General features: G+C 54.8%; 18 protein-coding genes. 9 read left to right on the forward strand and 9 right to left on the reverse strand.

Features of this window, described 5'->3' with window-relative positions; translation table 11 throughout:
- The first annotated feature begins 3 nt into the window (after positions 1-3).
- From FCL49_RS17690 to FCL49_RS17725, 8 genes are all read left to right on the forward strand, one after another.
- Positions 4-9,837, forward strand: coding sequence for a hemagglutinin repeat-containing protein (locus FCL49_RS17690; RefSeq protein ID WP_254611100.1), 9,834 nt, complete (start codon positions 4-6; stop codon positions 9,835-9,837).
- 702 nt (positions 9,838-10,539) lie between these two features.
- Positions 10,540-10,986: a hypothetical protein gene (locus FCL49_RS17695; protein WP_174354545.1), complete on the forward strand. Its 447-nt coding sequence runs from the start codon at positions 10,540-10,542 to the stop codon at positions 10,984-10,986.
- Positions 10,983-11,240, forward strand: coding sequence for a hypothetical protein (locus FCL49_RS17700; RefSeq protein ID WP_174354546.1), 258 nt, complete (start codon positions 10,983-10,985; stop codon positions 11,238-11,240). The genes FCL49_RS17695 and FCL49_RS17700 overlap by 4 nt, the downstream gene beginning before the upstream one ends.
- 89 nt (positions 11,241-11,329) lie before the next feature.
- On the forward strand, positions 11,330-11,845 hold the full coding sequence (locus tag FCL49_RS17705; RefSeq protein ID WP_174354547.1) for a hypothetical protein: 516 nt from the start codon (positions 11,330-11,332) through the stop codon (positions 11,843-11,845).
- Positions 11,842-12,108 (forward strand): hypothetical protein, encoded by a 267-nt coding sequence (locus FCL49_RS17710; RefSeq protein WP_174354548.1) that lies wholly within the window; start codon positions 11,842-11,844, stop codon positions 12,106-12,108. Before FCL49_RS17705 ends, FCL49_RS17710 begins: the two co-directional genes overlap by 4 nt.
- 105 nt (positions 12,109-12,213) lie before the next feature.
- Complete coding sequence (locus tag FCL49_RS17715; RefSeq protein WP_174354549.1) at positions 12,214-12,462, forward strand: hypothetical protein; 249 nt, start codon at positions 12,214-12,216, stop codon at positions 12,460-12,462.
- Positions 12,463-12,551: 89 nt separating this feature from the next.
- Positions 12,552-12,992 (forward strand): hypothetical protein, encoded by a 441-nt coding sequence (locus FCL49_RS17720; RefSeq protein WP_174354550.1) that lies wholly within the window; start codon positions 12,552-12,554, stop codon positions 12,990-12,992.
- A gap of 243 nt (positions 12,993-13,235) precedes the next feature.
- The gene (locus FCL49_RS17725) at positions 13,236-13,811 is read left to right on the forward strand and encodes an Ail/Lom family outer membrane beta-barrel protein (RefSeq protein ID WP_174354551.1); all 576 of its coding nucleotides are present in this window, start codon (positions 13,236-13,238) and stop codon (positions 13,809-13,811) included.
- 46 nt (positions 13,812-13,857) lie between these two features.
- Here the strand turns inward: FCL49_RS17725 and abgT are convergent, their stop codons facing one another.
- From abgT to FCL49_RS17740, 3 genes are all read right to left on the reverse strand, one after another.
- The gene (gene abgT, locus FCL49_RS17730) at positions 13,858-15,384 is read right to left on the reverse strand and encodes a p-aminobenzoyl-glutamate transporter (protein WP_174354552.1); all 1,527 of its coding nucleotides are present in this window, start codon (positions 15,382-15,384) and stop codon (positions 13,858-13,860) included.
- Between the two features lie 102 nt (positions 15,385-15,486).
- A complete protein-coding gene (locus FCL49_RS17735; RefSeq protein ID WP_174354553.1) occupies positions 15,487-16,938 on the reverse strand; it encodes a M20 family metallopeptidase in 1,452 nt (483 codons plus the stop codon).
- A complete protein-coding gene (locus tag FCL49_RS17740; protein WP_174354554.1) occupies positions 16,935-18,251 on the reverse strand; it encodes a M20 family metallo-hydrolase in 1,317 nt (438 codons plus the stop codon). The genes FCL49_RS17735 and FCL49_RS17740 overlap by 4 nt, the downstream gene beginning before the upstream one ends.
- 271 nt (positions 18,252-18,522) lie before the next feature.
- On the opposite strand from FCL49_RS17740, the gene FCL49_RS17745 reads away from it, so the two are divergent.
- Entirely contained in the window at positions 18,523-19,419 is an 897-nt protein-coding gene (locus FCL49_RS17745) for a LysR family transcriptional regulator (protein ID WP_012146898.1), read from the forward strand.
- Positions 19,420-19,471: 52 nt separating this feature from the next.
- On the opposite strand, the gene FCL49_RS17750 is transcribed toward FCL49_RS17745, so the two are convergent.
- The 6 genes from FCL49_RS17750 to FCL49_RS17775 all read right to left on the reverse strand — a co-directional run bounded on the left by FCL49_RS17750 (position 19,472) and on the right by FCL49_RS17775 (position 26,625).
- On the reverse strand, positions 19,472-21,619 hold the full coding sequence (locus tag FCL49_RS17750; RefSeq protein WP_174354555.1) for a phosphocholine-specific phospholipase C: 2,148 nt from the start codon (positions 21,617-21,619) through the stop codon (positions 19,472-19,474).
- A gap of 122 nt (positions 21,620-21,741) precedes the next feature.
- Positions 21,742-22,584 (reverse strand): NADPH-dependent 7-cyano-7-deazaguanine reductase QueF, encoded by an 843-nt coding sequence (gene queF, locus FCL49_RS17755; RefSeq protein ID WP_174354556.1) that lies wholly within the window; start codon positions 22,582-22,584, stop codon positions 21,742-21,744.
- Complete coding sequence (locus tag FCL49_RS17760) at positions 22,562-23,458, reverse strand: queuosine precursor transporter (RefSeq protein WP_135318039.1); 897 nt, start codon at positions 23,456-23,458, stop codon at positions 22,562-22,564. Before FCL49_RS17760 ends, queF begins: the two co-directional genes overlap by 23 nt.
- Positions 23,459-24,073: a helix-turn-helix domain-containing protein gene (locus FCL49_RS17765; protein WP_174354557.1), complete on the reverse strand. Its 615-nt coding sequence runs from the start codon at positions 24,071-24,073 to the stop codon at positions 23,459-23,461.
- 547 nt (positions 24,074-24,620) lie between these two features.
- Entirely contained in the window at positions 24,621-25,916 is a 1,296-nt protein-coding gene (locus FCL49_RS17770; protein WP_174354558.1) for a cytosine permease, read from the reverse strand.
- A gap of 19 nt (positions 25,917-25,935) precedes the next feature.
- Positions 25,936-26,625: a helix-turn-helix transcriptional regulator gene (locus FCL49_RS17775; protein WP_135318036.1), complete on the reverse strand. Its 690-nt coding sequence runs from the start codon at positions 26,623-26,625 to the stop codon at positions 25,936-25,938.
- Positions 26,626-26,628: the final 3 nt, after the last annotated feature.

Genomic DNA, 26,628 nt, shown 5'->3' on the forward strand with positions numbered 1-26,628 from the left:
GCCATGAACAAGAACCTGTATCGTATTATTTTCAATAAAGCGCGTGGCATGCTGATGGTAGTGGCGGATATCGCCCGCTCCGGCCGGGCCGGATCTGCCCGTTCGCCGGGTTTGGGCCATACGCTGAGTCAGTGCATCGGTAAAATTAGCGCTATCAGCTTCAGTCTGCTGATAGCGCTGGGTGCCATACAGCCGGTGCAGGCGGCGATTATTGCCGACGGCAATGCGCCGGGCGGCCAGCAGCCGACCATTGTTAACAGCGCCAACGGTACGCCACAGGTCAACATTCAGACGCCAAGTGCCGGTGGGGTTTCCCGCAATACCTACAGCCAGTTTGACGTCGACAAGCAGGGCGCGATCCTCAACAACTCCCACAAAATGACCCAGACGCAGCAGGGCGGCTGGGTCGATGGCAACCCATGGCTGGCGAAGGGCGAAGCCAAGGTGATCCTTAATGAGGTTAACTCCCGCGATCCCAGCCGCCTGAACGGTTACATCGAAGTGGCCGGTCAGCGGGCGCAGGTGGTGATCGCCAACCCGTCCGGTATTACCTGTAACGGCTGCGGCTTTATCAATGCCAACCGCGCCACCCTGACCACCGGTCAGGCGCAAATGAACAACGGTAACCTGACCGGTTTTAACGTCGAACGCGGCGAAGTGGTGGTTGAAGGTGCCGGTATGGACAGTTCACGTCAGGATTACACCGAGATCATCGCCCGATCGACGAAGATCAATGCCGGACTTTGGGCTAACGATCTTAACGTGACCACCGGTCGTAACAAGGTGGATGCGGCGCACCAGCAGATCGACAAGCAGAGTGACGATCCTGCTACCCGCCCGCAACTGGCGGTAGACGTGGCGAAGCTGGGCGGTATGTATGCTGGCAAGATCCGTATGATCGGTACCGAAACCGGCGTCGGGGTGCGTAACGCCGGTAACATCGGTGCGCAGGCTGGCAGTGTGGTAGTGACTGCCGACGGCCGGATTGAAAACAGCGGCAAAATCAGCAGCGGCGGCGATACGCAACTGGCTTCGAAGGGCGGCGTCAGCAACAGCGGTTCGGTGTTTGCGGCGGGCAATGCCGGGGTTAACAGCGACGGAGAGGTGCAAAATAGCGGCTCCATCGCTGCGCGTAACCATGTGCGCGTACAGGCAGCCAGCCTGAACAGCAGCAAAGGCAGCACGCTGGCGGCCGGTGTACAGCAGGATGGCAAGTTGGGCGGCAGCGGTGAACTGGCGCTGACCACCAGCGGTAAGCTTACCGCGCAGGGCCAGAACCTGGCGGCGGGCGATCTGCGTGCTAATGGGCAGGGCGCGGATTTCAGCGGCAGCAGAACTGCAGGCACCAATGTCATGCTGGACGCCGGACAGGGCGATTTGACCACGGCCAATGCGCAGGTTGAGGCAACGCAACAACTGACCGCCAACAGCGGTAAGTTGCTGAACAACGACGGCGGCAAACTGGCCGCGAACAAGCTGGCGCTGAATGCGCATGATTTATCGAACCGTAAGGGCGAAATCACCCAGCTTGGCGGCGATGATTTAACGCTGAATCCACAGGGTAAATTGGATAATGCCGGTGGCCGTATCGCCAGCAACGGCAATGGCCTGACGCTGAAGGTCGGGGCGATCGACAACCAGAGCGGGGAAATCGTGCATGCCGGTAAAGGCGCGCTGACGGTGAATACCGCTCGGCTGCAGGGCGATGGCGGCAAGCTGCTGTCCAACGGCCAGCTCAGTATGCTGGGCGGCGACTATGTATTGGACGGCGGTACCACGTCGGCACAGCAAATCGCGTTGGATGCCGACAGCCTGTCTAACCGCAATGGCCAACTGGTGCAGAGCGGCAACGGTGAAATGCGTCTTAACACCCGCCGGGGTATTGATAACCAGGGAGGCCAACTGGCCGCCAACGGCAACGTGACGCTAAACGCCGCACAGTTGAACAACCAGAATGGCAAAGTGATTGCCGCGCAGGACGGGAGCCTGAAGGCACAGGTCAGCGGGGCACTCGATAACCGCCAGGGGCAGCTGGCGGCCAGCCAGCATACCCGGCTGCAGGCGGATAAACTGGATAACCGTAAGGGGCTGGTTTCCGCTGCCACAGGCAGTGCCGAGATTGCGGCCCAACAGACATTGGACAACCGCGGCGGTCGTATTGAAGCTAAACAGGGCCTGCAACTGAGCGGTGGCGGGCTGGAAAATCAGGCTGGTCAGGTGGTGGGCGGCGAGCTTGCTCTGGCGCTCGGCAAGGGCGCACTGAACAACCAACAGGGCACTATCGCCGCTACCGGTGGCCTGAGTCTGAACAGCGGAGCGCTGACCAATGACGGCGGCCTGCTGCAATCCGCCGGCAACATGAACATGGACACCCAGGGCGCAGCCTTGAGTAACCGCCTGAGCGGCGAAACCGGCGGCATTCTCAGCCAGGGGACGCTGACGATCCACAGCGGCGCGCTGGACAACACTCAGGGCATGCTGGTGGGCGGCGGCACGACCGAACTGTTCACCGGCAGTCTGGATAACAGCAAAGGCACGTTGGTCGGCAAGCAAACGCTGAACATCGACAGCCTGGCGCTGACCAATGACGGCGGTCTGTTGCAGGCGGGCGGCGATGCGACTCTCAATACCCAGGGGCAGACCTTAACCAACCGCGACAGCGGCAAGAATGGCGGCATCAGCAGCCTGGGTAAATTGACGATCGACAGCGGAGCGGTGGATAACCAGGCCGGCTTTATCGCCAGTTCCGGCGATCTGCAACTGCACGGTGAACAACTGGATAACCGCCAGGGTACGTTGGCCTCCGAGAAGCACTTATCGGCTGCGGTCAACACCCTCAACAACCAGGGCGGAGCAATTAAATCCGGTCAGGATATGGTGCTGAACGCTAAAGACCTGTTGGATAACAGCAATCTTGGGGTGATTGGCGCAGGTAAAAAACTGCAGCTGGATAGCGACCATCTGGTGAATAACCAGGGCACCCTGGTCAGCGCCGATGCGGCGAAGCTCAACTTCGGTTTGCTGGAGAACCAGGGCGGCCAACTGGCGGCTCAGATGGTGCTGGAGTTGCACGGTAACAGCCTGAATAACAACGACGGCGGTCTGATCCAGAGCGGCGATCGGCTGGAACTGGCGGTCGATCGACTGACTAATAACCACAGTGGCGATAAAGGCGGCATCACCAGCCAGGGGGCCATGAACCTTACCACTGGCGTGTTCGACAACGGCCAGGGCGTGGTGATTGCCGGTAAAGATCTCAAGCTCGACGCCGAAGCGCTGTTGAACGGCGGTGGCAAACTGGTGGCGCAGCAAGCATTGGAGCTCAACACCACCGGCAGCCTGAGTAATCAGGGCGGGCTGGTGCAGTCGGGCGCGGATATGCAGATCGACACCCATGGCCAGTTGCTGGATAACCAGAACGGCACCTTGCACAGCCTGGGGCAGCTGCAACTCAGCAGTGGCGACCTCAATAATCAGGGCGGCACGCTGGGAGCCAAAGGCGATTTCACCCTGGCGGCGCTGAAACTGGACAACAGCAACGGTGGACGGATTATCGGCGAGAAGGCGGTGACGCTCACCAGCGCCGGTCTGGATAACCGTAATGGACAAATTCAGGCGGTCGGCAACCTGCTGCTGGACAGTGCTCAGGGAATTATCGATAACACTCTGGGGCTGATCCGCAGCGGTGCCAGCGTGACACTCAACGCTCTGCAGTTCACCAACGACAGCACTCAGGCGGAAAATAAAGGGCTGGAAGGCCAGTCAGTGGTGCTGAACACCGGCACGCTGAGCAACCGCGGTGGCAACATTCTGGCTAACCAACAGTTGACCATCACCAACGCCGGCCTGCTTGATAACAGCGGCGGCCAACTGGCGGCTAGCGGAAATCTGCAGTTGCAGGGCGCAACGCTAAACATGCTGAACACTGCCGGTACCATTAAGGCTGGCAAGCTGCTGGACATCGATGCCGCAGCGGTCGGTGGCGATGGGCAGTTGCTGTCGCTGGGTGATATTAATCTGGTCAGTGGGCAAGGTATCAATAACAGCGGCGAGATGATCGCCAACGGCAATTTCAACTTCACTACGCCGGGCGATGTCACCAACAGCGGCAAACTGTTGGCAGGCTCCAAGCTTGATCTGCACGCCAACAACCTGTTCAACAATGCCAGCGGTGAGATCAATGCCGGGCAGGACTGGCTGACGGTGAATGGCACCCTGACCAACTACGGCCTGATCGACGGCAAGCACACCTTGCTGACTGCCAATACGCTGACCAACATCGGCACTGGCCGCATTTATGGCGATGCGATTGGCGTGCAGACCGTCACCTTCAACAACCTGGCGGAAAACGGCACCGCCGCCACGCTGGCCGGGCGCGAGCGGGTGGATATTGGCACCCAGACGCTGAACAACTACGGGCACGGGTTGATCTACAGCGGTGGCGATATGGCGATTGGCGGTCAGCTTGATGCCAACTACCTGGTCAGCGGACAGGCGGGCACCCTCAACAACCACAGCTCGACCATTGAGTCTGCCGGTAACATGGCGCTGTCCGCCGGGCAGATCAATAACGTCAATGACCACTTCAGCACCGAGCTGGTGACGGTATCCAGCGACAAGCTGACCGAATACCAACTGAGCGGCTCCGACAAGCGTTATCAGCCGGACGAGATCCGCATCACCCATGATGAGGTGAACTACCTCAACACGCCGGATGGGCGCAAAGACAACTATAACCAGTTCGATTTCAACCGCACGGTGCAGGAAACCCAGATCAAGGAAAGCGATCCGGCCAAGATAATCGCCGGTGGCGATATGGCGATCAATGCGGGTCATCTGCTCAATGACAAGAGTCAGGTGGTCGCGGGCGGTACGCTGGCGATTAATGCCGGCAGCGTGGATAACGTGGCGGTGGCGGGCCAGCGCCTGACTACCGACGCCGGGGAAGTGACCAACTACTACCGCATCAAGAAGAAAGGCAAGGACAAGCAGGGACATAACGCCACGGCCTACACGCCGCCGACCACCATTCAGACTATTGCACTGAAACCGAGCCAACTGATTGACCACGGGCAGGTTGCAGGCAACCCGATCGCCATCACGCCGCTGACGCCACAGGGTACCGATACCACCATCGGCGCGGCCGGTGGGGTGAATACGGTGGTGACCGGCAGTGATATCTCCGCCGGGATGCAGAGCATCGGCAGCGGTGCGATACCGGCGATCCTGGCCGTAGCCTTGCAACCGGGCCAGCAGTTTGAAGTCGCCAACAAGGTAAACAGCCAGCAGGGCGATGCGGTAGACAGCGTGGTACGCATTGTCGGGCCGGACACTCGCCTGCCGGACAACAGCCTGTTCAAAACCAATCCGGCACCGGGTGGGCAGTACCTGGTGGAAACCGATCCACGCTTCACCAACCAAAAATCCTGGCTGGGTTCGGACTATATGATTGCCAAGGCCACCAATAACCAGGACAACGTGTTGAAGCGTCTGGGCGATGGCTACTACGAGCAGCGGCTGATCCGCGAGCAGGTGATCAATCTGACCGGCCAGCGTTATCTGGACGGCTACAACAATGACGAAGAACAGTTCAAGGCCCTGATGGATCAGGGGCTGACCTTTAGCCAGCAATATAACCTGAAGGTTGGTGTGGCGCTGACGCCAGAGCAGATGGGGTTGTTGACCAAAGACATCGTCTGGCTGGTGAATGCCAAGGTCACGCTGCCGGACGGCAGCCAGCAAAACGTGCTGGTGCCGCAGGTGTATGCCCGCATGCAACCGGGCGATCTGGACGGTTCCGGCGCCTTGATTGCCGGGCGCAACGTCAACCTTAATCTGGGGGAAGGCCTGTTTAACAGCGGCCATATCGCCGGTCGCGAAGTGGTGAAACTGAGCGCGGCCAACATCACCAACGTGGCGGGCAATATTCAGGGTGCCGACGTAGGTCTGATCGCCCGTACCGACATCAACAATATCGGCGGCGTGATCCAGGGCAACAACTCGCTGTTGGCCAGCGCCGGGCGTGACATAAATGCCATTAGCACCACCCGTACGGCGCAGAGCGTTAACGGCGCCAACAGCTTTGAGCGCACCAACATCGACAGCGTGGCGGGCATGTATGTACAGGGCGCCGACGGCAAGCTGATGCTGCAGGCCGGTCGCGACATCAAACTGGATGCGGCGCAGGTGGTTAACAGCGGTGAGAACGGCCAGACGGTGCTGAATGCCGGGCGCGATCTCAACCTGAATACGGTGACCACCGCCAGCCGTGACAACCTGATTTGGAACGGTGATAACAGCCTGAAACAGGGCAACAGCCAGCAGGTGGGCAGCGAAGTGGTCGGCAAGGGGGCTGTGACCCTCAACGCGGGCAACGATCTCAATGCCCGTGCGGCAACGGTTTCCGCCGGTGAGGCGCTTAACCTGAATGCCGGTCATGACATCAACATTCTCAACGGTGAGAACACTCGCGATCTGGACGAGCGTCATAAGGTGACCGGCGGCAACGGCCTGATGTCGAAAACCACCACCACCACCCGCGACAGCTTTGATCGTCAGACCGTCCAGGGCAGCACCCTCAGCGGTGACAGCATCAACGTGCTGGCAGGTAACGATCTGCGCGTGCAGGGCAGCAGCGTGGCCGGCACTCAGGATGTGAAACTGCTGGCGGGTAACGATCTGACCGTGACTGGCGCGACCGAGAGCAACCGTGAACTGCATCTCAAGCAGGAGAAAAAATCCGGCCTGATGAGCAGCGGCGGCATCGGCATCAGTTACGGCACCGAAAGCCTGAAAACCACCGATACCGCGCAGGGCCTGACCAATCAGGGCAGTACCCTCGGCAGCGTGAATGGCAACCTGACGCTGGGGGCCGGTAACAACCTGGCGGTGACCGGCTCCGAACTGGTGGCCGGTAAAGACATGGCACTGAGCGGCAAGAATGTGTCGGTGACGCAGGCACAGGACCAGAACAGCCAGACCCACAAGGTTGAACAGAAGAAATCCGGGCTGACGCTGGCGCTTTCCGGCACGGTCGGCAGCGCGTTGAACACCGCGGTGGAAACCTCACAGCAGGCAAAATCTACCGACGACAGCCGTCTGGCGGCGTTGCAGGGCACCAAAGCGGCGTTAAGTGGCGTGCAGGCCGTTCAGGCGGCGCGCTTGGCCGAGGCGCAGGGTGCCGATCCTGCCAACAATAATATGGTGGGGATCAGTATTTCCTACGGGACCCAGTCTTCGACCTCTACCCAGAACAGCGGGCAGAGCACCGCCCAGGGCAGCAGCTTGACGGCAGGCAACAACCTGAGCATCACCGCCAGCGGCAACGGCGTGAAGGGGCAGGATGGCGACATCACCGTGCAGGGCAGCCAATTGCAGGCGGGCAAAGACGTCAGCCTGAATGCCAATCGTGACGTGAACCTGCTGTCTGCCACCAACACCCAGTATCTGGACGGCAAGAACGAGAGCCAGGGCGGCACGCTCGGCGTGGGCATCGGCGTCGGTTCCGGTGGCATCGGGCTGAGCGTCTCCGCCAGCGTCAACAAAGGCAAAGGCAACGAGAAGGGCAACGGCACCACGCATACCGAAACCACGGTGAACGCCGGTAATCAGGTCAATATCACCAGCGGACGCGACACCAACCTGATCGGCGCGCAGGTCACCGGTGAAACGGTCAAGGCCGACGTCGGCCGCAACCTGCTGCTGGAGAGTCAGCAGGACAGCGATCGTTACGACTCGAAGCAGCAAAACGCCAGCGCCGGCGGCAGCTTCACCTTCGGCTCCATGACCGGCTCCGGCAGCATCAGCCTGAGCAAAGACAAGATGCACAGCAACTACGACAGTGTGCAGGAGCAGACCGGTATCTTCGCCGGTAAAGGTGGCTTTGATCTGACGGTGGGGGAACATACCCAGCTTAACGGCGCGGTAATCGGCAGCACCGCCACGGCGGACAAAAATAAACTCGACACCGGCACGCTGGGCTTTAAGGATATTCACAATCAGGCTGATTTCGAGGTAGAGCACCAGAGCGTGGGCATCAGTTCCGGCGGCAGCATCGGTAGCCAGTTCGCCGGTAACATGGCCAACGGCCTGCTGGTGGGGGCCAACAACAGCGGACACGACAGCTCAACCACCCAATCGGCGGTGAGCGACGGCACCATCATCATCCGCGATCAGGACAAACAGACGCAGAACGTCAGTGAGCTGAGCCGCGACGTAGAGCACGCCAACCAAACCCTGAGCCCGATCTTCGACAAAGAGAAAGAGCAGAAACGCCTGCAGCAGGCGCAGTTGATCGGCGAGATCGGCAATCAGGCGATGGACATTGCGCGGACCGAGGGAGCTATTACGGCCACCAAGGCTGCCAAAGAGAAGATGAATAACGTCACCGATACCGATCGCAAGGCGGCGGCAGACAAGCTGGCGAAAGATAAGCCTGGTGAGGTGATCACCGCCGAGGATATCAACGCGCAGATTTATCAGACGGCCTATAACCAGGCGTTTAGCGAGTCGGGTTATGGCACGGGCGGTAAGGTACAGCGCGCGATGCAGGCTGCTACAGCGGCGGTTCAAGGATTATCTGGTGGTGATTTGACGGGCGCATTGGCTAATGGCGCCGCGCCTTATATCACCAACGTGATAGCAAACAGTATTGATGATCCTGCAGCCCGAGTCCTGGCACATGCAGCGGTTAATGGTGCGCTGGCGGCGGCTCAGGGCAACAACGCGTTAGTTGGTGCGGGTGGCGCTGCGACCGCTGAACTTATTGGTATGATTGCTACTGAAGCCTACGGTAAGCCGGTGAGTGAACTGAGCGAAACGGAGAAGCAGACAGTATCAGCATTGGCTACACTCGCAGCAGGTTTGGCCGGTGGGTTGATTGGTGATAGCAGTGCCGACGCGATCGCTGGAGCGCAGACTGGTAAGACGGTAGTTGAGAATAACTGGTTGAGTGAGACGGAATCCCGTCAGCTTGATAAGGAGCTTTCAGCCTGTAAAGCCTCGGGAGGAGACTGTAAGCCGGTGCTTGAAAAGTACATTAAAATCAGTAATAAAAATAGCAAAGAACTGGCAGACGCTTGTACGGGGGGCGGTATTGCTTGTGTCACTTGGGAAGAGGTTATCCAGGCAAATACCAATGTTGCCAGGGATGCTGACCCGGCACAGTTCCGTTTGAGTGAAAAATTGAAGGATCCAGATGCCGCAGCACTGGTAAATTATCTCAATGGTTCGGATCTTAAGTTCCTGAAAGATAATATTACCACCGGAGATCGTGTACTGGCGGTTGCCATCGATCCTACCTCTTGGCCAGCACTTGTGATGGGAGGGAAAGCTATAATCACGAATGGCGTAACTAAAGGGAAAGAGCAGCTGATAGCGGTAGGGGTCTCCGGGGCGGCCAACGCAGCTATTCAATATGGGACGAGTAAAACCGGAGAGGTAAAATTGTCCGATGTAATCGGCGCAGGCATCATCGGAGCAATCACTGCAGGCAAGGGGTATAATCCTACTGTTACATGGAATGCGGCAGGTGGCTATTATTCAGCAGAAATAAAAGGTGATGATCCATTCCTTGCAGCATTATTAGGAAAGGCTGGCGCATCTGTTGGTTATGTTTCTGGGAATATTATTAAAGTTCCTATGGATAAAATCCTTAACCCAGTATCTAAGCAGTATGAGTGGGTACCAACTGGTATTTGGACCATAACAAAACCAGCACCGCAAAGTTCTCTTCCTTCTCTTAGCGGTAATATAGGGGACTCGACGGCGTCAGGACTGTTTGGTAGTGGTATGGAGGCAGCATTAAAAGAGCAAGGGGAAAAGAATGAAAAAAAGTAGATCAGTTATTTTAATGTTATATTTAACGTGCTCGTTTTTTGTGCTTTTATTCATCATGAGTCTATTATTTCAAACCCTTGGTTATTGGGTTAACGGAGGGGAGAACATAATATTTTTTGTAAAGGATAATTTTTACACCTACTTAAAAGTGGGGAGTGTTGGTTTTTTTGTTGGATTCGTGTTGTGGTTGTTTAATGTACGATGACACTGCTTTTAGCAAGCCAGCTCCACAGCATCCTTTGCCCCCTATTATTGGAAATATGGGGGGCTCGGTAGTGTCAGAGATTGTACTGAAATGTTTAGGGGGAAATGGGTGGTAAATGATAAAAATCCTGGGTGTTTTAATTAAGGTTTTTTCCTTATTGAACTTGCCATAAGCTCAGTTGTTCTGATTACCTTTGTTTTTCTTGAAGAGTTAACTTATATTTCAGAAGGCATTTTTAGCCTGGATAATTTGTGGTTAGGCTTGAGAGATGCTACTTTTGTGGCCATTCCAGCCAGTTTAATTATTTGGTTATTTTATTATGTAGTACCTGCGTTAAAAAATAATTTGTATGTAAATTTATAATTTTAGACCATTAGACCTAGGCAGTTTCCTCTAAGCTATAAATCTACCATTTTCACACTGTTGTAGCCGGTTAATATTAGGTTCCCGGGGCACCGCAACCTGCGACCGAGTTTGTTAAGGCTTGGGGCAAGTTTATGATAACTGCGGCATCATTGGGCTCAGGAACTGTTGTCGGCGGAAGTTCAATGGCCGTGGGGGGATTAATCGGTGGTTCGGCGAACGCAGGTGTACAGCTGCAAGGCAATAAACCCTTTAATTATACCGATTTGTTCATTGCCACTGGGTCTGCTGCCCTGACTCAGGGTAAAGGTGTTGTTGCTACTGAAATTATTGGTGTGAGCGGAGCTTACGTCGGTAGTGAAATCAAAGGTGAAGACCCCAAGAATGCAATGATAGCTGCTGGCGTCGGTGGGGCCGTGGGTATTGTAGGGGGTAAGGTAATTACTGTTGGTAATCAGTTAAAACCTGTTGTATCGAGTAAAACAGCTGAGACTATGGGGAACGTTATAGGCTCAACGGCTTCTGAAATTACAAGTGGTTCAACACAAGATACGTTGGATGAAAAAGGTAAAGCAAAATGAAATTTATTAATTTCTTTATCCCAAAAACAATAGGTATTCATCTTCTTATTTTTCTGATTATCTATTGTATTATTTTTTCTGTACTTGCTGTATTACTGGCCAAAGGAGCTATCGCATTTATTGGGCATTTAGAGGGTGATGTTTCATCATTTAGCGTGGCCAAGGAATTTACGCACGCTTTAAAAGTGGGCATTGCGAGTGGAATTCCTCTGGGGATTGGTTGTTGGGTGTTATCTAAACTAGATGAAAACTAGATGAAAAAAAGAAGTCCTCACCTAATAAATAGCCATATCAATTATTGGCGGTTGCTGGGGCTATTTGGGGAGCCAAAGGCCTTGGTAAGGTGAGTAAAGATCATTACCAGGCGACTTCCGCATTGGTTACCGCTTGGGCACTATTTATGAGCGGTGTTGGAGGGGCTGTCATAGCACCTACTGCGGGTACTGCTGCCGTTATTGGGGGCGGGGCCTTAGGTGGCATTACAGATGCAACGAAACAAGCTATTACGATTAACTTTAAACCAAAAGAAAAATATAGTTATACCGATACATTGATTGCTATTGGTACCGGTGCGGTAACTCAGGGTAAAGGCCTTATTTTCTCTGGTGCTGTGAACTCGGGTGGTGCATATTTTGGCAGTAGGCTAAAAGGTGAAGATGCTACTGGTGCTGTGACTGGCGCAGTAGTTGGTACTTTAATCGGTTATAAAGGCGGAGAGAAAATTACAGAGAAAATAATCTCTCATGGTGTTTCTCCTGTATCGGCTGAAGTTATTGGTACTGTAAGTGGTGGTGTAGTAGGAACTGCCATCGGCACCGGTGTAGAGAGTGGTCTGAAAAAGGATGATAGTAAAAAATGAAAAAGAAGCATGTTGGATTGTCTCTATTTTTGTATTTGCTGTGCTCTTGTACAATTTTGATACTAATGGGGGCATTAGTAGGAAGTGTTATTGGGCCTGTAATTACCTACTTTCGTGGTGGAGAGTTCCTCTATCAATGGAGTGAGTTGCTCTACATATCTTCAATGGGGGCTGGTGTTGGCGCTGTTCTTGGTGTGGGTATTTGGGTTCTTGCGAAAATAGAAGAAGTCAGAAAGCGGAACGCAAGTTGGAAAGAGAAGTAATTCCCTTGTAGATGTTTTTAAAGTAATTATTTTATAGAGTGTTAGGGGGTGGTGGTGTCGCTGGGACAGTGATAGTGGTAGGCATGAAAATTGAGGTAAAAAGTAATGAAAAATAAGAATGTAGATTTCTCGATGTTTTTATACTTATTGTTTTCATGTGTATTGTTGATAGTTGGAATAGCTATTTTAGCCAGTTTTATCGCGCCAATAATATTCTTTTTCCGTAATGGGGTTTTTGATTATCGGTTAGATACGTTTATTTTTTCTTGTAAAGCTGGGATCGGAGCTGGTATTCCATTGGGTGTTGGTATTTGGGTGTTTGCGAAAATAGAAGAGTTCAAAAAGAAAAAATGAAACGGACTTACATGACCATTCTGCTATCGGTTAGCCTCGGTATTGCATTGCTTAACCCTCTGAATGCTGGGGCCATAACACGGGAAGGAATGCAGCAACTCGATGCAGCTTATCCTCCGGGTAGCTTTACGATTTGCGAATCTCAGTTTGAGGGGAACGGCAAGGATCTAATACCGATGCTTGTAAAAATCCGTGGGCATACTATAGACCGTTCAGAAAATGTGAGTCATTCCGATGTCCACGTAATGTTCATTCCCCATGGATCCTCAACGGCAACAATTACCCTGAGTTATCGGCAGACAGTGACTAAGGAAGCTAATGGTCAGTGGGCTCATATTGATCCGGATAGCCTTAAAGTTTCAATGCCAACCAATCCGTCCAGTGAGGATATTGTAGCCCAAGGATTTCGCGATCGACTCCCTTCAGGAAAAGAACTGCAGCCTTATGAGACGACAGAAATCACCGATTTTCCGTCTTATGTGGTCAGGGTTCCAGGTGAGTCCCCTCTTTACTGCCATAAGGACGAGTAGGGGGCAGAGTTTGAGTGAAATAGATATCACGTAGCACCTGAGAATTGGCAGGAATTGTTATTGATGCGTAGCTACTCGCAAATTACCGGTTCTACTGATTAATTATAATGCCGGATTTGCTACGATCTAACCTTATCTATCAGTAGGGTTTAATCATATCCAACAAATAATTTATGCCGTCAATACGGCATGGATAGCTATTTTTTTACCTAAGTTGTTCCACTTACTATTAAGGACGATTTTATGAAAAAGTTAGTCATCACCACTCTGGTTGTTTCCACTTTAGGCTTCGGCGCGGTGGCGCAGGCCGGGCAAAGCACTATCACCGCCGGTTATGCGCAGAGCAAGGTGCAGGACTTCAAGAATATCAACGGTGTGAATATTAAGTACCGCTACGAGTGGGATTCACCAGTCAGCGTTATCAGCTCATTCACCTATATGAGCGGTGACAAGAACGAGTCTTACAATCTCTATCGCGACGTCATTGATAACCGCGCTGAAGTGAAATACTACTCACTGTCTGTGGGGCCGGCGTACCGCTTTAACCAATTTGTCAGCGTCTACGGCTTGCTGGGCTTGAATTATAACAAGGTTGATTACAAGTCATCCTGGAATAACTACGCAAACGACTCTTACGAATATATGGGTGAAGAGAGCGGTAACCAGAAGAAAACCTCCTTTATGTACGGCGTCGGTTTCCAGGTTAACCCAATGGATAATCTGGCGGTGGATATCGGTTACGAAGGCTCCAGCCTGGATGCCGGTGGTAAAAACCGTGCTATCAATGGCTTCAACATCGGTGTTGGCTATCGTTTCTGATGAGTTGAACGCTTCCGGCCTCCCGATACAAGGAGGCCGGCAACCTTTACCCCATCTTCGGATAGACCCCTGGGCCAATCGGCAGGCCGAGCGCGTACCAGGCCAGTAGCAGCAAAATCCACACGGCAAAGAACACCAAAGGATACGGTAGGATCAGCACGTAATAGGTGCCGAGCTGGGCGTCTTTGCGGTAACGCTGCAGGAAGCCGAGGAACAGCGGCAGGAAGGGCGACATCGGCGCCAGCGGCAGCACCGAAGAGTCGGCGATGCGGAAAATCATCTGGGCGAATGCCGGATGAAAGCCCAGCAGCATAAACATTGGCACAAAAATCGGCGCCAGAATCGACCAGATGGCGGAGCCGCTGGCGATAAACATGCACAGGAAGGCAGAGAGGAACATCAGCCCGAGAAACGCCGGTGCGCCGCTCATACCGGCGGCCTCCAGCATATCGGTCAGACCGATGGCCATAAACTTGCCCATGTTGCTCCAGTTAAAGAACGCCACGAACTGCGACAGCGGGAACACCATCACGATAAAGCCGGCCATGCTTTTCATCGGCTCTATCAGGTGGTTGGGAATATCGTCCGGTCGCTTGATCTGTTTGGTGACCACGCCGTAGGTAATGCCGACGGTGAAAAAGAACAGGATGATGATCGGCACAATGCCTTTAATAAACGGTGATGGGATCACCGAGCCGGTTTTCGGATCGCGTAGCGGGGCTGCTTCCGGCACCACCAGGGCGGCGATAATCGCGATGAATATCAGCGCGGCGATACCGCTCATCATCAGCCCACGGTTCTGTAGCGGGGTCAGCGCCTCGATTTTGTCCTCGGCGCTGCCCTGCCATTTGGGCAGGCGCGGTTCGATAAACTTATCGGTCAACAGTGCCCCGGCGAAGGTCAGTACCACCACCGAGGTGGCCATAAAGTACCAGTTGTCGATCACGCTGACGTGAACGGCGGCGTCCACCGCCTTGGTGGCCTCGGTGCTGATGCCGGAGAGCAGTACGTCGGTAGTCACGATCAACAGGTTGGCGGTAAAACCGGAGGCGACCCCGGCAATAGCGGCCAGCAGCCCGGCTATCGGATTACGGCCCACCGCCAGAAACATCAGCGCGCCGAGCGGCGGCATCACCACCAGGGCGGCGTCGGAAGAGATATGGCTGAAAAAGGCGATAAACAGCACCAGATAGCTGGCATAGCGGGCGCTAACGCGCGAGGCCATCTTGTACATCAAGGCCTGTAGCAGCCCGACCTTTTCGGCCAGCCCGGCACCGATCACCAGCGCCAAAATCGCGCCCAGCGGGGCAAAGCTGCTGAAGTTATGAATGATATTCGGGAAGATCCACTGCATGCCCGCCACGCTCATCAGGTTATTCACCTTGATCAACTCGCCGGTGGCCGGGTTTTTTACCGCCATATCGAGCCAGGAGAACAGCGCGGTGGCCAGCATTAAAACCACGATTAAATAGACGAACAGTAAAAATGGATTGGGGATTTTATTCCCGATGCGTTCTACCCAGTAAAAAACGCGACCGGGGCTTTTATTGGCTGAAGTTGTGACCTCACTCATTGTGCTACCCTCTGTGTTTGTCCTGTTGTGTTTATTTTTTATTATTTGATTTAATTATAATTTTTTACTGGCCCGATGTTTCGGGCCTTTGCAGCCTGGTGGTTACTTTAACGGTGAAGGCTTGATGTCTTTAGGGATCGGGCAACTATAAGGCTGTTCGGCGCGCTGGCGTTCGAACTCGCGGCGGCAGTCTGCCAGCAGGGCGCTGTCACTCAGCAGTTCGACGGCGGTGGCCGCCATCACCTTACCGGCCAGGCACATCCCTTTGTGGGCGATGGAAGTGCGACCCTGTGCCACCAGTTGCCAGGTGTGCAGCGGAGTTCCGAACGCGAAGCACGGACTGAAGCACTGGGCGGTCGGCGCGACCCAACTGACATCACCGACGTCGGTGGAGCCGTACAGCAGATCTTCGGATGCGACATAGGGGGCGACCTGGTCCATCAACACCTTGTCGCCCAAATTCTGCACCCACTCGCGGCCAGCCGCGCCGCCGGTACGGGCGACATTCAGTCTGGCATTACGCAGCTCGTCTTTATTCAGCGTTTGGCGGATCTCGCCGGCGAATTTGCGTTCCGCCTCGCTGTATTCCGGCAGGCCGAAGTCGCAGACATAGCGATACATCACCTGTTCCATGCTGCGGTTTGGCACGTAGTTGGAACACGCCTTGTCGAAGCGTACCGTCATCTGGGTATCGGTCATCAGCGCCGCACCCCTGGCGATGTTGATCACCCGTTGGTAAATATCCTGCGCCTGATCGAGCTGCGGCGCGCGGATCAGGTACAGTACCTCGGCATCGGCTTGCACCACATTGGGCGAACTGCCGCCGGTATTGGTGACGGCATAGTGCAGCCGCGCTTCCTGCACAATGTGCTCGCGCAGGAAATTGGCGCCGGTGTTCATCAGCGTTACCGCATCCAGCGCGCTGCGGCCAAGGTGCGGTGAGTTGGCGGCATGAGCGGCGATACCCTTGAACTGAAATGCCGCCTGAATGTTGGCCAAAGTGCTGGTATTGAACATGCCGCTGAAGCCTTCCGGATGCCAGGTGAGGGCGGCATCAACGTCATCGAACAGGCCTTCGCGCACCATAAAGGTTTTGCCGGAGCCGCCTTCTTCGCCAGGGCAGCCGTAGAAACGCACGGTGCCGGTCAGGTGCTGCTGTTGCATCCAGGCCTTCACTGCGAATGCTCCCGCCAGCGCGGCGGTGCCCAGCAGGTTGTGGCCGCAGCCGTGGCCGTTGCCGTTTTCCACCAGCGGCTGCGGGGTGGCACAGCCGGCCTGTTGGCTCAGTCCGGCGAGCGCGTCGTACTCGCCCAGCAGTGCAATCACCGGCTGGCCGCTGCCGTAGCTGGCGATAAACGCGGTTTCAATGCCGCCAACGCCACGCTCAAGCCTAAAGCCTTCCTGCTCCAGCGCGTCGGCCAGCAGATTAGCGGAATAGGTTTCGGTAAAGCGCGTCTCCGGGTGATCCCAGATGCTGTCACTCAGTGCGCTGAACTGCGGCTGGTGTTGGTCAATGTACTGATTGATAAAGGCTAACAGTTGCGGCTGACTCATGCTTTGCTCCCAAAGGTCGGCAGGTTCAGTGCCAGCGACGCCAGCGTTTTTACCGCTACTGCCATCACCTGTTCGTTAAAATCAAACTTCTCGTTGTGGTGCCCGGCGCTCAGCTCGGTACCGAAAATCACGTAAGAGGCCTGCCCGCCGTGGGATTTCACCCTCTCCATCATATAAGTGGCGTCTTCTGAACCGGCGGCTTGCTCACGGCGATCGACTACCGAAGTCAGTTCGTCTATCTCCAGCGCCTGGCGGTGAATGTAGTCCACCCACGGCTGGGTTGGTTTACTGCTCTGCGCTGCCCCCATCAGGGCGATGTCGTATTCCACGCCGTGCATTTTGGCTGCGCCTTCGATCACGTTCAGGGCTTGCTGGTAAACAAACTGGTTGATGGCGTTGGTGGCCCCGCGGGTTTCCACCTTCATAAACGCCCGATCGGCAATCACGTTGCGGCCGGTTCCGCCCTGCAGCACGCCGACGTTGATGCGTGAGCTGCCCTCGCTGTGACGTGGAATGGCGTACAGTCCCACTGTAGCCTGTGCTGCGGCCAGCAGGGCGTTGCGACCGTCCTCCGGTTTGGCTCCGGCGTGAGAGGCAACACCACGGAAGGTGACGTCCAGCTTGCTGGTGGCCATAAAGCTGTCGCTGCCGCACACCAGTTCCCCGGCCGGTACGCCGGTGCCGATGTGTACGGCGGTGAAGAAATCAACGTCGTCCACCACGCCAGCTTCCACCATGGATTTTGCGCCACGGGTGCCTTCTTCTGCCGGTTGGAAAATCAGTTTGATGGTGCCGCTCAACTGCGCTTCCAGGCTCTTGAACACCCGTGCCAGCCCCAGACCAATGGTGGTGTGGCCGTCATGACCGCATGCATGCATCATGCCGCTGTTGCAGGAGGCGAAGCCTTCACGGAACGGCAGGTGATCCGGCTGCAGCTTTTCGTTGAGATCGAGTGCATCCATGTCAACGCGATAGGCGATCACCGGGCCGGGGCGACCGGTGTCCAACGTGGCGACAATACCGGCGAAGCCGCCGGAAAAGTGCGGTAACCACTTCTCCAGTGCCCCCTGCTCGCGGGCGCGCTGCTCCTGTTGTTGCAGAGCTTCGGCGGAAGGCAACCCCATGCGGGCATCGGCATTAATGACTTCGCGCCCCAGCTGCAGGCGGTAGCCCAGCCGATCCAACTCTTCCGCCACCAGCGTGGCGGTGCGGAACTCAAACCAGCCGGATTCGGCATAGCGGTGAAAATCGCGGCGCCAGGCCTGCAGTTGCGGAGATAAATCTGACACCAACATCGAAAGCGGATTATTCATTGGGAGATCTCATTGGTTATCGCGCCCAGGCAAACGCCGGGCAGCAGTGGTGCGCTGAACAGAAGTCAGACGGTGGAACTGTTTAATGAAAAAGACGTATTTAGTGACTAACTGCCGTGAAATGCGCTTATTGGCGCAGAAAATGCGTTTAATTAAGCGAAATAAGAATTTGGTTATTTATTATGTTTTTTTCGAATGTACACAATGGAATCGGGCTAAATAAGATGCCAATATCTTGCTATTGATAAACAACGGTTATCACCTTTCGCCTATGCCCGCCTCAATAAAATTGCACCAATTACGTGCGTTTGTAGAAGTCAGTCGTCAGGGCAGCATTCGCGCCGCCAGCCGGACCTCACAGCTTTCGCAGCCTGCGCTGACCAAGTCGATTCAGGAGCTGGAGACGGTGCTGGGGGCCAAGCTGTTTATCCGCCGTAGCCAGGGCGTAGTGCTGACCGACTGCGGCGATAACTTTTTCCAGCATGCCAGTCTGATCCTCGAAGAGCTGCGGGTGGCGCAGGAGGATATCCAGCAACGGCTGGGGCTGGCGGGCGGCTCAGTGAATATCGGCGTCGGCGGCAGCATTGCGCGCACCGTGATGCCGCAGGTGATCAATCAGTTCCACCGTGAATACCCAAAGGTCAAAGTGCGGATTGTCGAAGGGCAACTGGTGTCAATGATCCCGGAACTGCGCCAGGGGGAACTGGATTTCACCGTCAATACCTATTACCCCAGCAGCCTGGACAATGAATTGCAGTACGAGCGGTTGATGGAGAAAGAGTACAAGGTGGTGGTGCGCAAGGGGCACCCGATGGAGGGGGCGACGTCACTCAGGCAGTTGCAGCACTGCGACTGGACCATGCCGACGCCCAAAGGCAGCTACTACCGGCTGTTGCACGACTTGTTCGGGGATTTGGGAATGGCGCCGTCTATCAGCGTCACCTGCGAGACTTTTATGGCCTGCACCAGCCTGGTGGCGCAGAGCGACTTTGTCAGCATTCTGTCGGTGGACGTGATTTCCGATCCGATATTGGGTAAACATCTGGTGCCGCTGGCGCTGGAGGAGAGCCTGCCCAAGGCGACGTTTTATCTGATCCAGCGTAAAGACACTACGCTGACGCCGATGGGCGCACACCTGGCGCGCCTGTTCCGCTTGTATTGCCGATAAAAGGGCGCCCTGTTACAGAGCATCCCCCTTTGAGCGTTCCTGCGCGGCTATCTCAGGCTTTGCCCATCAACGGATCGCTGACGCTGTGGTTGCCGTTCTCCAGCCGACCTGCCAGTCGGCGTTGCCAGCCATGTGAGTCCTGTAGAGACAAATCGTACCAGCCACCGCTGGCCTGGGTAGCAAAGGCCTGCTGATGGCGGCCACCCGCCGGCAGTTCAATCTGCCAGGGGCCTTGTTGCGTATAAGGACAGCGGGCGAGGGTCACCGTTGTCGCCTGGCTACCCGCGTTGGTTAGCGTTAGCGATAAATAGTCGCCGTGCGGGGTGAGTTGCGCTTCCGGCTGCGGCTGCAGAACGCTGCCACCCAGCTCACGATGGAAACCGTTGGGGCCGAGCAACCACAGGTGGTAACGATCTGCCGTTAGCCAGTGATCGCTGACCGCTTTACCCGCCTCGACGGTATAGCGCCGTGGGATTTGCTCAAGACTCAGCAGGTCATACACATGAAAGACCGCGCCCTGTTCGCCAGTGTTGTACAGGTTGAGCGTCAGCATTTTTTGCTCGGGGTTGCTGCTGGCCTCAACGTGCAGCTGGTAAGGCAGCGCACGCGATGGGCGCGCCAGTCGCGACTGATGCGGTAACTGTTGCTTGTCTACCGGCGGCAAGGGCACCTGCGGTAACTGTTCCTGTCGCTGGCGCAGGTTATCGGCGGCGTGGCGGCTGGTGGCGGGTAGACGTGGCAAGGTTTCCTCATTGGGGTCGACAAAGTTGAAGGCCGAAGTGAGGTCACCACAGACCGCCCGTCGCCAGGCGCTGATGTTCGGTTCATGCACCTGGAAGCGTTTCTCCAAAAATTGCAGTACCGAGGTGTGGTCGAATACCTGTGAATTGACCCAGCCGCCACGGCTCCAGGGCGATAGCACCAACATCGGTACCCGTGGCCCAGGGCCGTAAATGCGGCCATCCGGTGGGGGTTGCTCCTGAGAACCGGGTGGGGCAACGTGCTGGAAGATTTCACTGTCGAACGGCACCGTCGATTTACCGGCGAAACTGCCATCTTCGCGCAGTGACGGCGCCGAGGGCGAAGGCATATGGTCGAAGAAACCGTCGTTTTCGTCGTAATTGACCAGCAGCACGGTCTTGCTCCACACCTCTGGGTTATCCGTCAGCGCATTGAGGATTTCCTGGGTAAACCAGCCGCCCTGCACCGGGCTGGAGGGCCCGGGGTGTTCCGAGTAGGCCGCCGGGGCGATAATCCAGCTCACCTGCGGCAGTTTGCCCTGCTGAACGTCATTGCGAAAGCCGTTCAGCATCGCGTCCAGATCGTTGCCGTCGGCTGCCGGCAGCGTATTGCCATTGCCCTTGTACAGTGGGGCTTCAGCGTTCAGCTCATCGCGATAGGGGACAAAGGCGGTGAAGTCCTTTGGTGGCTGTGCCGGGTTGCCGACCTTGACGCTGGCGGCACGGTACTGGCGGAATCCCGCCAGTGGGTTGTCGGTGAAGTTATCAGGTAAAAACTGATAGACCTTCCAACTGACGCCGCTGGCCTCCAGCCGCTCCGGAAAGGTCTGCCACTGGTAGCCGACTTCCGCCGGGCCGGGGCTGTCCCACTCGTTGACCACCACCGCGACCTCGGCCGCCGTCGGGCCATTGGTGCCGGTCCAGTGGAACAGGCGGTTGGTGTTGGTCCCGGCGTGGATCGAGCAATGATAGGCGTCGCATAGGGTGAAGGTTTCGGCCAGCGCAAACTGGAACGGCAGTTCGTGCCGACGGTAATAGCCCATTGAGGTGGGCGTTTTGTAGGTCGGCCAGGCGCTCATACGGCCGTTATCCCAGGCAGATTGTTCATCGACCCACGAATGCGGCGTGCCGCTGACCCGTTGGGCATTGCCGCGCTTGCTGTCGAGATGATAGGGCAGTACCAGCCGATTTTCCCCTTGCTGCTGCCAGACGTGACGGCCGCCGGGCAAAGGAATGGTTATGCGATCGCTAAAGCCGCGCACGCCGGGCAAGGTGCCGAAGTAATGGTCGAAAGAGCGGTTTTCCTGCATCAGGATCACCACGTGTTCGACATCGTTAAGGGTGCCGGTGCGGTTATTGGCGGGGATGGCCAGCGCTTTGCGGATCGAGGCGGGTAACAGTGAAAAAGCCGATCCGATGGCGGCAGCCCGCAGTATTTCTCTGCGCGAAAAATCAGGCATGCGTCGTTAATCTCCCTGAGGGTTGTTTTGAAGATAGTTGTTAACGACGGTAATGGCGAAAAATAACAAAGAGATGACGGAGAAAATAATGCCCCCGGGCGGGGGCATGACAAGATGAATGCTTATTGCCTGATCAAACGACCCAGGGTCGGCGCCGTTTCGAAATCACTGCGGAACGGGTTGATGTCCAGACCGCCGCGACGCGTATAGCGGGCGAACACGCTGAGTTTCTCCGGTTGGCAGCTTTGTTTGATGTCGTTGAAAATACGCTCGACACACTGCTCGTGGAACTCATTATGCTGGCGGAAGGAGATCAGGTAGCGCAGCAGGCGCTCGCGATCGATTTTACGGCCCTGATAGTGGATCACCACGCTGCCCCAGTCCGGCTGATTGGTCACCAGACAGTTGGATTTCAGCAGGTTGGACGACAGCGTCTCCGTCACCATTTCCGCCTGTTCGCTGGTGGCACCAATCAGATATTCCGGTTTGAAATCAAAGTCATCCACGGCGATATCCAGGTCATCGATATTGATGCCCGGCAGGGCGTCGATCTGCGCTGAATAACCGTCTAACCCCGGATACAGCTTCACCCCAACCTGACCATTGGCGGCCTGCGACAGATCTTTTTGCATCGCGGCTCTGACCTGTTCCACGCTGTCGAAGCGCGTCTGGTTAAAGCTGTTGAGATACAGCTTGAAGGACTTGGACTCGATCAGGTTGGTGGACGAATGGGGCAGGGTAAATTCACCAATGCCCACCACCGGCTTGCCTTTGGCGTTGAGCCAGGAAAGTTCGAAGGCGGTCCACAGGTCAAAACCGTGGAACGGCAGTTGCTGTTCATCCACGCCGATCAAATCGCGACCGCGTGCGCGCGGCAGGGCTTCGAGCAATTCGGGAGCATACTGGTCCGGGTAATCGGAGTTGGCGCCAAGATGGGTGATTTTATCTTGTTTTTTGATATGCATATTCATTGCTCCTTGCAAGATCGGTATTGATATAACGGTTAAACAGGCTCCGGGCGGCGTATATCGGCCCGACACCCACCAGGGCGTAGACCACCTTAATCAGGAACTGCGACAGGATCATGATTTTGATGATGTCCCAGCTCAAAACGTTGTAGAACGCCAGGGTACAGAACACCACGCTGTCGATGGCCGAGGCCACCACGGTGCTGGTGATCACCCTTACAAATAGATAGCGAGAGTTGGTCAGCTCTTTGATTTTGCACAGCAGGTAGGAGTTGACGTTCTCGGAGATTAAATAGGCGGCAGATGAGGCCACCAGCACCGCCATGATGCTGTGGACGATACCGTCATAAGTCTTGCTGAACTCCCACTGTGGAATGCTCGGTACCAACGTGGTTGCCCAAACGCCCAGCACAAAAATCAGGTTGGCCATAAACGAGATGATAATGGTGCGCCTGGCTAGCCGCAGCCCATAAAATTCGTTCAGAATATCCACCAGGATAAAGGTCAGGGGATAAATAAATATCGCCGGGGGAGTGATGATGTTCAACGCTGCAATTTCAATCGGCTTGACGCCACACAGGGTTGAGAAGATATAAATTACGCTGAGCGCCACGGTAATGATCAGATAGGCGTACCAGGATCTTTCATGGCGATCGCTGAGCTCATAGGCGGTTTGCTGCTGGTTGTTGCCGTAGATTTTGCGATACAGCGCCTGTAGCTCATGTCGGCTCAAATCTTCCGATATGTCGCTGTCGGCCAGCTCATTGAGCCCCATGGTAATGGTTTTGCCGGTGGCTAATACCATGACATTGGCAGCCAGAGTGCCATGCCGGGTAAAGCCCAATAGCTTGAACTTTTGATTCGGTTCCATTTATAGCCTTTCTCCAATGATATAACCCAGGAATTGCACGGTATCCTGATGATTTTTCTCCATGCTATTTTCTTCTTTGTCATTAACCACAAAGAAGCCGTATTTTCCCGAGTGATACAATAAAGGCGAATCGCAAACTAATACCGGCGGGCGTTTTATAATAATGACCTCGCCTGGAATAAATGAACCTTTTATTTCGGTCTCTATTCGCATTGCTACCATATTTGACTCATCGCCGAAGAAATAAGTCAAAGGGAACTCTGTGACCAGTTGGCCGATCTTCTTGTCGGCAGTTGCTAAATAACGCGACTGCGGAATAACAGGAATTGCGGAAGGGTTTTTATTGCCTTCGGTGGACAGGGTTTCATTGAGCAGCTCCAGCTTTTCCAGATCATAGTCTTCGATTTCTTCGCAGGAAACGCCAAAGAAATCTGATATCCGGTTAACCGTGGCTTGCTGCACGTTGTTGACCCGTCCATCGAGGATCTTGTAGATAGTGGTGCGTGTCAGGCCAGTACGGTTAGAGAAGGATGCCTTGGTTTCGCCGCGGGTGCGCATCAGATATTCAATATTCTTAATGATGTTGCTTTTGCGCTGGGCGTTAGTGGTCTTCATAAGCATTCCTTACAATATTCTGGCCGGCTTTACTATATCGCACGCGCTGATATTGTCCAGAACTGACACCGGAAGCGGGGCGGTAACCGGCTGATTAATCTTTGAAAACGTATGTTCAACTGCCGGGTATTACACCCAATGATGCTTCCACCCTGTTAGGAGCAAAGTGGAATAAAGGTAACTGAATACAAATCAATCGCTTAGATGGTCAGCTCCTAAAAGTGAACACAAAAGTGGGTTTTGTGTCTACTTTTGTGTTGACCACGGTGGATTTTGTGAGCTACTGTTCACTCATACTGAAGTGTTTCTTGACGGTCAAAACGGTTAATAAACGATTGTCTGACAACTTCTATAATAAAAAGCTCAGGGAGGGAGGCGTTTCCATTCTCTGGGTATTAAAGGATGTTTTAGCTACCGACACCAGGGAATTCCAATTAGGTCTCAGTTTTAAAACCGCAGTTTTCAGTCCGCCAGATCCCCATTTTATCGTATTACCACTCACCTTTTGCAGGAGAGTGGTAATCGCATTTCGTCGCTTGCAGCCGGATCAGCTTTGCGCTGGGGCCGGTTTCTGAGCACGATTCAGCGCCAACTTGAATACCCAATACAACAGGCTGGCGGCCAGCAATGAGTTGATGGTCGGCACGCCCCATTCGGTCACCAACCCGACGATGCTGCCGGCAATGCTGGCGACGATCGCTGCCCAGCCAATGGTCGGCGTCTGGTCGGGCAGTTTGCCTTCCCGGCGGCTGTCATCGAGAATTTTACGGTGAGTGCGCAGCAAGTAATAATCCACCAGCATCACGCCGATAATCGGCGGGAACACCACGCCCAGCACCGTCAGGAAGTCGACGAACCGATCCAGGATCCCCAATACCGAAAGCGTGGTGCCCAACACGCCAATCACCAGCGTGGTGGCGGTGTATTTCAGCCTTTTCCCGGTCATGCCTTCAACCGCGTTGACGATGCCCAGTGAAGATGAGTACAGGTTAAGGTCATTGACCCTTAAGGTGGAGAACACTACCACCAGCAGGCCTGCCCCCCCGGCGACCTGTGACATGATGGTCACGACGTCTGCCGTGCCGAGCGTTTTGGCGATCAGCAGCGCCAGACCGTTAACCACGAACTCCCCGGCGACAATGGTGAGAATGGTTACGCCAAGTACGTGCTTGCCGTTTTTGGAATAACGCGTCAGATCGGGGGTCATCAGGCTGGCAACGATGGCGCCACCGACCACGATGGTGATGCCGGCACTGATCGACAGCGGATCGCCTGGCGGCATTAATTTAATAATCTCCGGCAGATTATGGCCGGTGAGGGTGATGTAAGAGATATAGGCTACCAGCATAATAAACATCGGTACCGCAATTCGGGCGGCGATACGCAATGCCTTAAAGCCAAAGGCCACCAGTATGGTCAGCAGGGTACCGGACAGACCGGCCGCCAGGCCAAAGCCCAGCTTATTGCCCAGTGCGAAATCCAGCGACTTGGCGAAGATGGCGTTCTGTATGCCAAACCAGCCCAGCAGGCTGACGGCCACCACCACGCCGATCAGTACCGAACCCAGTCGGCCAAAACCGCACCAGCGGGCCAGCAGGCTGCCGGAGATCCCTTCGCGCATCCCCGCCAGCCCCAGGCCGTAGGTCACTACGCCAAAGATCAGGCTGCCGACGAAAATGGCGGTAAAGGCATCGAACAGTGTCATTGAGTGGCCCAATACGGCGCCCAGCATAAACTGATCCAGCGCGGTCAGCATGCCCATATGCACAATGGCCACGCTTAAAAACGAGACTCTTTTATCCTGAGGTACCCGGGTTAACGGATAGTCTTCAATTTTGATCACGGTGAGGTATTCCTTGCTATTAAATAAACTGAATGCCCTTAGCTATCAGGCGATCGGGAATGTAATTGTCCAGATGCGCATATTTGCAAAATTCTTCAAACTGCTGCTGTGTATGGACGTCAGATTTTTGATAGATGTTATATATTCTGTTTTCTATGGTTTTATTGCTGATGTTGTATATTTTGGCGATCTCTTTCACCGACAGCCGTTGCAACATTAAAAATATCACGTCAAGTTCGGCCCGGGTGAAAATAGTGCTATTGGTTTCTGTGGTCAGCACGCTGGGTTTTTGTTGATTGATAAATTTCAGCGGAGATAGGGTGTTGAGCGGTTTGGCGTTCCACATCACCCCAACCACTTCTTTTTTATCGTTGTAGATCGGCAGTTTTTCGCTGATAAACGGGGTCAGACTGTCTTTCCCGTACCAATAATGCGTTTCTATCACCGCAACCCGTTCTCGCGAGACCTCTGTCATTTTGTCGTGTTCTACAAAATCGGCCGCGCACTCGGCCCAGTCGGCGGGAAACTCGTCGTCCAGCTTACCGGCCACATCAAAATCAAGTGGCGTGTTGGTATAGAGGTAGGCGGCATGGTTCATGTAAATATGACGGGATGCCAGATCCTTAATGCCCCATGGCTCACTCAAGTGCTCCATCATGGCAATCAGACCTTTCAAATAGAATTCATTATTTTTATCGGGCGAATCCATTCT

It is taken from the genome of Serratia proteamaculans, assembly GCF_013337185.1.
In the GTDB taxonomy this organism is placed as follows: Bacteria; Pseudomonadota; Gammaproteobacteria; order Enterobacterales; family Enterobacteriaceae; genus Serratia; species Serratia proteamaculans_D.